The 6,294-nt window shown below is 66.2% G+C and carries 5 protein-coding genes and 1 pseudogene; 1 reads left to right on the top strand and 5 read right to left on the bottom strand.

From position 1 onward, the window contains the following. Positions 1 to 2,313: AAA family ATPase (locus tag QZY07_RS22695; protein ID WP_295407860.1), on the bottom strand; the 2,313-nt coding region annotated here is incomplete at its 3' end. Then, positions 2,310 to 2,735, bottom strand: a complete 426-nt coding sequence (locus QZY07_RS22690) for a hypothetical protein (protein ID WP_295407858.1) — start codon at positions 2,733 to 2,735, stop codon at positions 2,310 to 2,312. The genes QZY07_RS22690 and QZY07_RS22695, both read right to left, overlap by 4 nt. Before the next feature lie 133 nt (positions 2,736 to 2,868). Between QZY07_RS22690 and QZY07_RS22685 the strand changes: the two genes are divergently transcribed. Continuing rightward, positions 2,869 to 3,912: a WYL domain-containing protein gene (locus QZY07_RS22685; protein ID WP_295407855.1), complete on the top strand. Its 1,044-nt coding sequence runs from the start codon at positions 2,869 to 2,871 to the stop codon at positions 3,910 to 3,912. On the opposite strand, the pseudogene QZY07_RS22680 reads toward QZY07_RS22685, so the two are convergent. The 3 genes and pseudogenes from QZY07_RS22680 to folP all read right to left on the bottom strand — a co-directional run. Further along, positions 3,912 to 4,016, bottom strand: a pseudogene (locus QZY07_RS22680) (IS1595 family transposase); the annotation flags it as partial. The gene QZY07_RS22685 and the pseudogene QZY07_RS22680 sit on opposite strands and share 1 nt — an antisense overlap. Positions 4,017 to 4,625: 609 nt before the next feature. Beyond that, entirely contained in the window at positions 4,626 to 5,294 is a 669-nt protein-coding gene (gene mtgA, locus QZY07_RS22675) for a monofunctional biosynthetic peptidoglycan transglycosylase (RefSeq protein WP_295407852.1), read from the bottom strand. Between the two features lie 43 nt (positions 5,295 to 5,337). Further along, positions 5,338 to 6,186 (bottom strand): dihydropteroate synthase, encoded by an 849-nt coding sequence (gene folP / locus QZY07_RS22670; RefSeq protein ID WP_295407849.1) that lies wholly within the window; start codon positions 6,184 to 6,186, stop codon positions 5,338 to 5,340. Between the last annotated feature and the right edge of the window lie 108 nt (positions 6,187 to 6,294).

Below are 6,294 nucleotides of genomic sequence, written 5' to 3'. Positions count from 1 at the left end.
GCGTGCTTGGTGACGGATTTCGCGACGCCTGAGGGCGTGCGGTGGTTGCACCGGCGGGCTCTGGCCGCGCACGTCACCATCACGCTGCGTGGTGGTGCCGGGGTGCGGGTGGTGTGTGCGTGTCTGGAACTGAGCGGCTTGTCGGCGGTGATTGGCGCGTCCGACGGGACGCAACAGGCGTTGAATGTGGCCTTGGAAGCCGCCCGGCGTCAATCCCTGAAGCCCGTCGAGATGCCGTGCCAGCGCCGGCGGCACCGGGGCGGTTTCGTCCCCCATCGCTTCTCGCGCAAACAGCGCCACCCGCTGTGGCCCCGTCAACGCCCGAAAATGCAGCTTGAAATCGAAGCGTCGCAGCGCCGCCGCGTCGACCCCTTCCATCAGATTGGTCGCGGCGATGAAAATGCCGGGGTAGCGCTCCATTTGTTGCAACAGCTCGTTGACCTGGGTGCGCTCCCAAGTGCGTTGCGCCTGCCGCCGGTCGCTCAGAAAGCTGTCGACCTCATCGAGCAACAGCACCGTCTGGGTCGGGTCGCACTCGCGGAACAGCCGCGCCAGGTTCTGCTCGGTCTCCCCGACATAGGGCGAGATCAGGTCCGATGCCTGCCGCGCCACCAGTTCCCGATCCAGCGCCTCGGCCAGGATCTCGGCAAAGGCGGTCTTGCCGGTGCCGGGCGGACCGTAGAAGCAGAGACTGCCGCGCCCCTCGCGATGCAGCGCTTGGGCGATGGCGCTCGGGGCGATGCCGCCGGACAGATTCAAATAAACGACATCGAAGACCGTGGCCGGCACCGGCCGGCGCGGCGCGGGAGTGCCATGCAACAGGGTGCGCAGCGCCGCGACGCCTTCGCGCACCGTCGCTTCCGCTGCCCCCTCGGGTTGCAGATCGAGCAACCGCCGGGTCGCGCCCAACTGTGCCGGGGCGAGGGCCGCATCCGCCGCCAGTTCATCCAGTAAGGCGGGCGGCAGTCCGTACGCGCCGAAATGCCGCTCCGCCATCTGTCTTCTCACGGAGCGCGGCGGGGTGACAAAAGCGACCGGCAACAGGAAGCGACGCAAAAACGCAGGATCCATGCCAGAAGTCGAATTGGCGATCCAGATCGCCGGTACCAGGTTCTCTTCCAGGATGCGGTTCATCCAGCCTTTCTGTTTGCCGGTCGCGCTGTCGCCCCGCAGCAGGGCGAAGAGGTTGTCGCCCGCGTCAAAGACATCCTCCACTTCATCGAAGATCAGCACCACGTCGCGCCGCCGCGCCAGCAGCCGTTGCGCGATCAGATAGGCCGACAACCGCCCTTCGCGCGAGAGCCCGTCGCCGTCGTCATCGTCGCTGCACACCTGATAGGCGGTCAGCCCGCAGGCCCCGGCAAGCGCCCGTGCCAGCTCGGTCTTGCCGGTGCCGGGTGCGCCGTAGAACAAGGCATTGACGCCCACGGCCCCGGTCGTCGCGGCCTGACGCAACGCCGCCTGCAAGCGTCGAGTGTCCGCTGCCAGATGCGGGAAGGACGCCAGCCCCCAGGTGCCCGCCGCGGCCGGTTCGATCAACAGCGCCAGCAAGGCATCGACATCCGCCGGCGTGGCCTCCAGCATGTCGCGCAGCAGGGTGCTGGGCGAGAGGAAGTCTTCCAGATCGGACGGATGCCGCTCGCGTTCGATCAGTCCCAGGGTCCGCAGCGGCGCGCGGCGCGCCAGCGCCCGGCGCAGCGCGCCCGGCTCCAGATCGAGCAGCCCCGCCAAGCGCTCCAGATTGACCCGCAACCCATGACGCCGCGTGCGCCCGAGCAGGGTCCGCAGCGCCTCGGACTGGTCGCGCAGGTCGAGGAAATCGAGTACGCGCAGACTGGTGGCGTCCAGTTCCAGCGCCGTGCCGAGCAGGATCAGGGTCGGCGACGGCGTCGGCGCGGTATCGACCGCCGCCAGTCGCGTCTGGACCCAGTCCGGCAGGGTCTTGAAGAACTCGCGCAGCGCCGCGCGCACGGCAGCGTGCCGGGCCGGATCGGTATCGAGATCCCGGTGCTGTCGCGCCGCCGCGCGCATCTCATGGACCATCGCGCGCGGCAGACTGCCGGTCTCCGCCTCCGCGTCGTCCGCGTCCCCCGTCGCGACCAGCGCCTCCAGCCAGCGCACCCTCGCCTCGGGGTCGAGCAGTGGGCGAATCAGGAACCACAAGGCCGTGAGGTTCTCGCGTTCGGCGAGATGTTCGGCCAGATGCGGTTCGGCGCGGAGCCAGTTCAGGGTCAGTCGCGCCAGGCGGCGCTCGCTGGCCGGCACGGTTGCGAAGTCCGATCGCCACAGGGTCCGGTGCGGTCGTGCGCTCATGGCTGCTCCTGCCAGGGTTGAAACCGGCGGCTGTCATAATGAAAGGTCACCAACTCGCCGCGACTGGGACCGTCGTCCCAGATCAGGCCGAGCACCAGATCCAGCGGCTCGCGGAAATCGGTGCTGCCGGCGTCGTCCTCGCGATCCAGCAGCGGTGTCTCCAGCACCTCGATCACCACGGCGGGATGGCCATACCGCGGATAACGCTTGTTCTTCAGACCTGGTTTCCAGGTCACCAGCTCGCCGGGGCTGACGCGATGCGGCTGCAGGAGCCGTCGATAACGCTCGCGCAGGGCCGCCCCGAGATCGCCCCGCAGATCGTCCAGCGGTTCGTCGTCGAGCAGCCTGCCCGGCGTCTCGTCGTTCAAGCCGATCCGTGCCAGCAGCTCGCGTGAAGAAAGGTCTCGGTTTTTTCGGGACATCATCGACTCCTCGTGGCGACGGTTGAGAAACGTCCGGCGGTCACGCCGGGATCCATGAACAACGCTCCCTCGGCGGCAGCTCAAGGCGAATTAAAGCAGCGTCTTGCGTCAGGATCTGTCGTACACTCGAAACATGAGCGCCACCCATACCCATCGCGTCGAGCGACTGAGCCGTCTGGAACGGTCGTTGTTACCCCATACCGCGCCGGATCGGTGTCCGGACGGCGCGCGATTGCTCGCGCTCCTGGGCGAGGTTTATGGCGACGGCAACGCACCCGCCCGGCGCCGCGCCCTGCAACGGGATCTGGACGAACTGGTGAAGACGGGGCGGATCGAGGCGGTCAATCCCGGCGGCAAGCCGCTGCGCTATCGACGGGTGCTGGACGATCCGGACGAGGATCCGGCGATCTGGCACTGGACCTTGGAACAGCTCCGCGCACTGGCGGCGACGGCGGTGCCGCGGCGTCAACTGGATCGGCTGTGGCAGCAGTTATTGACCAATCCCGAGGAACCCCGGCTGGACGAGTCGCGCCTGCGCGTGGTCCCCGACACCTTTCGCCTCCAGCCGGCGGAACTGGAGAAAGGGGTGCTGACCGCCGTCATCCAATCCTTGATCCAGCGTCGCGCGTTGCAGGTGGTCTATGTCAAACCCTCGGGCGAGCGCACCGAGGCGCGTCTGCATCCGCAGGCGCTGGTGCAACGCGGCCCGATTCCCTATCTGTTCGCGCTCAAGAACGACGAGGATGAACCCTTGCGTCTCTATGCCCTGCATCGCATGGTGCGGGCGACGTCACTGACGGAGATCCCCGTCCGCGTGGTGCCGGACTTCGGACAGGGCGACCTCGTCGATCTGGAACTGCGGGTGCGCGGTTATCTGACCGAAGTGGTTCGCTACTGCCCGCTGGCGGCAGATCAACGTCAGGAAGACGAGCCGCCAGAGTCCGAGTTTGAGTTACGGGTGTGGGCGCGCGTGCCCTCGACCGGGCAGTTGCTGCGCTGGTTGCTGGGGCGGGGAACAATGTCGAGGTCATCGCGCCGCTGGATTTGCGCCGGATTGTTGCAGCACAAGCCCGGAAGACGGCAGCGCTGTATCGCGGCGGATGAGGTGTTTTATGCCCGAATTCCCGTCATGCATCGTGCACGGCAAACGGAACCTTGTTCGGTGAGCCGAGTTTGATCGTCACGCTCCTTCATCACCTGAAGCCGTTTGTGCTTGAACCGCCACGCGGTGACAGAGGAGACTCCCAGATGACGGTGGATCTCCAGCGCCGAGATTCCTGAACCGCCGTGATGGCGAGTTTGCCATCGTCAGACGCGCCTTTTTTCGTCATCGGGTTGGCCCAGGCGATGCGCGCGGGGATTGGCGAGGGCTGTGGCTTGGAAGCCGGTGGCTGGATAGCCTCGACCATCAACAAGCCGGTCAGGATCTCCTTCGCGTGCGCAGTGAGCGGCGCCGTCACCGTGGTCGGCAGCGGCCGAACACGCTTCGTTTGAGACTGTCCGCCAGACCACCACAGACCGCCCGCCAAGGCCACTGAGAGCGCCGGGAGGGCGATGGCGGCACGAAGCAGCCCGTCGCGACGCCGAAACGGGCTTGTAGACCGCTCAGATACTGTTTCCGCACGGCTCGGTCGGTTCGGGCGTGGGTGAGACTCGATCTTCGAGTTATTAGAAAGTGTCCATCAACCGTTTCCCGACTTGAGCGGCACTGTCCGGCAGCAATCGGGAAGTAGAAAATGGACAGTTTCTAAGTTAAGGATTTTCCGTTCGCCCTGAGTCCTGAGTCCTGAGTCCTGAGCTTGTCGAAGGGTCGAACCATGAACGGCTTCACGCGCCGAGGTCCCGGATTTCCCGTCCGCCCCCATTCAACTGGGCTCATGACAGGAGAGCCTACAGCCGTTTCAGATACGCAAGTCCACCGAGTTGCCGCATCTGGCGCCCAATCCAGGCGGCGCGTCGTTTGACGCTCGCGGATGGCGCGTCCAGGCGATAGAGCACCGGGTTTGGCAACACGGCCGCCAGCAAGGCCGCGTCCTGGAAGCCGAGATCCGAAACATGGCGCCCCAGATAACGCCCGCTGGCGGCGCCCACGCCATAGGTCTCGGGACCGAATTGGGCAATGTTGAGATAGACCTCCAGGATCCGCTGCTTTGACCAGAAGGTTTCGAGCAGGATGGTGAACCAAACCTCCAGCCCCTTGCGCGGATAGTCGCGGCCGGACCAGAGAAAGAGGTTTTTGGCCGTCTGCTGGGTGATGGTGCTGGCGCCGCGCAGCCGCCCCCCATCCTGGAACGTCGCCAATGCCCGGCGAATTTCCACCAGGTCGAAGCCATGATGGGCGGGAAAGCGCTGATCCTCGGCGGCAATCGCGGCCAGCGCCACGGCGGGCGGGATCCGCTCCCAATCGACCCAGCGATACACGACAGGGGACGGTTTGGCCGACTGGAAGCGGTTGGCGATCGAGTGTATGACCATGACCGCGGAGGTTGGCGGATTCACCCAACGCAGCAGGAGTACCGCCGCCATCGACAGCAACAGGACGCTCGCGACAAGGGCCATCGCCCCTTTCGCAACGGCTCGCAGTCTGCGCTTCCATGGCACGTCAGACCGCATGGCGGATTGCCCAGGCAAGATCGGCGGCCTGACGGTTCCCGGCCACGTCATGGACACGAAACACCTGAACGCCGGCCATGACGCCAATGGCGGTGGTGGCACAGGTCGCGGGCATCAGGGCCGAGGGATCGAGCCCGCCGCAGAGGGTGGCCATGAAACGTTTTCGACTGGTTCCGAGCAGGATCGGGAATCCCAGCGCGACCAATTCCGGCAGTCCCGCCAGCAACGCAAGGTTGTCTTCCAGCCGTTTGCCGAATCCGATCCCTGGATCGAGCAGGATTCTGTCCTCGCGAATTCCCGAGGCCAGCGCGGCATCCGCGCGGGCCGCGAGAACCTCGCGAACCTCGCGCACGACATCCACGTAGCTCGGACTGTCCTGCATGTCTCGCGGCCGGCCCTGACGATGCATCAGCACGATCGGCGCGCCGGATTCCGCCGCCAACGGCAGCATCCGAGGGTCGTCGCATCCGGCCGAGGTATCGTTGATCCAGCTTGCCCCCGCCGCGAGCGCGGCACGGGCGACCTGGGCCGAGGCGGTGTCGATACTGATGGGCACGGCGGCAGGCATCCGCTCATGCAAGCGCCGGATCACGTCGAGGACACGCCGTTCCTGTTCGGCCGCGGGAACCGGCCGCGCGCCAGGGCGGGTCGATTCGCCGCCCACATCGATGAGATCCGCGCCCTGTTCGAGCATGGACAGGCCCTGAGCCACCGCGGCATCCGGGTCCGAATACCGGCCGCCGTCCGAGAAGCTGTCCGGGGTAAGGTTCAGAATCCCCATGATCCGCGGCGGAGAGTCCACCTGGACATCCTCCGCGGGGGCTAAATAAGTGTTCATGAATGGGCGTTCCTTTTGATAGTCTTTGACGCCCCGTTAAGGGAGCGCGCATGATCCTGGCGACGCGGCGAAACATGCCACGCGGGCAGGAGATCCGTGTCTCGCCGC

The organism is uncultured Thiocystis sp., from assembly GCF_903866365.1.
Lineage (GTDB): Bacteria > Pseudomonadota > Gammaproteobacteria > Chromatiales > Chromatiaceae > Chromatium.
The sequence above is the reverse complement of the archived record's forward strand: the minus strand, read 5'-3'. Positions and strand labels throughout refer to the sequence as shown.

What these genes read in the sequence shown, in the direction of transcription:
- QZY07_RS22690 (WP_295407858.1), bottom strand. Translation starts at nt 2,735, where the DNA reads ATGTCCCGAAAAAACCGAGACCTTTCTTCACGCGAGCTGCTGGCACGG.
- QZY07_RS22685 (WP_295407855.1), top strand. Translation starts at nt 2,869, where the DNA reads ATGAGCGCCACCCATACCCATCGCGTCGAGCGACTGAGCCGTCTGGAA.
- mtgA (WP_295407852.1), bottom strand. Translation starts at nt 5,294, where the DNA reads ATGGCCCTTGTCGCGAGCGTCCTGTTGCTGTCGATGGCGGCGGTACTC.
- folP (WP_295407849.1), bottom strand. Translation starts at nt 6,186, where the DNA reads ATGAACACTTATTTAGCCCCCGCGGAGGATGTCCAGGTGGACTCTCCG.